The organism is Pseudomonas sp. CM25, from assembly GCF_013179705.1.
Taxonomy (GTDB): domain Bacteria; phylum Pseudomonadota; class Gammaproteobacteria; order Pseudomonadales; family Pseudomonadaceae; genus Aquipseudomonas.
Window position 1 is genome coordinate 1 of record NZ_JABMCW010000719.1, and the last position, 620, is coordinate 620.

The following is a 620-nucleotide window of genomic DNA, read 5'->3' on the forward strand; positions in this document are numbered from 1 at the left end:
CACGAATTGCTTGATTCAATTTGTTAAAGAGCGTTTGGTTAAGAGCTTTTCGTCTCAACCGAGGCGCGCATTCTACGCTTTCCTCAGAGCCTGTCAAGCGTTTATTTTGAAGTTTTTTCCGAGAAACTCGTTTAGCTTCAAACACTTAACTCGCTTCGATCTCTCGTCGCGGGAGGTGAATAATACAGCATTCAAAAACGCTGTCAACCACCTTTTACTACCACCGGCTGGCTGTTAAGCCTACCAGGAGAAGCATGAGCTTCTACTTAAAGACAAAACCCCTACCTGCATGCGCAGATAGGGGTTTTGCGAAATGAATCTTGACGATGACCTACTCTCACATGGGGAGACCCCACACTACCATCGGCGATGCATCGTTTCACTGCTGAGTTCGGGATGGGATCAGGTGGTTCCAATGCTCTATGGTCGTCAAGAAATTCTGTAGCCAGAATGTCCAGATGGACAGCCCAGCGAATTCGGATATGTGATAGTCGTGATGCTTTGTGAACAGTGCGAACTTTCGGTTCGTGTCATCTTCACCACCGCAATCTGCATGAGCAAATTGCTTGGGTGTTATATGGTCAAGCCTCACGGGCAATTAGTATTGGTTAGCTCAACGC

Annotated in this window: 1 rRNA gene; it reads right to left on the reverse strand. The window is 47.1% G+C overall.

The features are described from left to right. Window positions 1-318: 318 nt before the first annotated feature. Window positions 319-434, reverse strand: a 5S ribosomal RNA gene (rrf, locus tag HP546_RS30910). Between the last annotated feature and the right edge of the window lie 186 nt (window positions 435-620).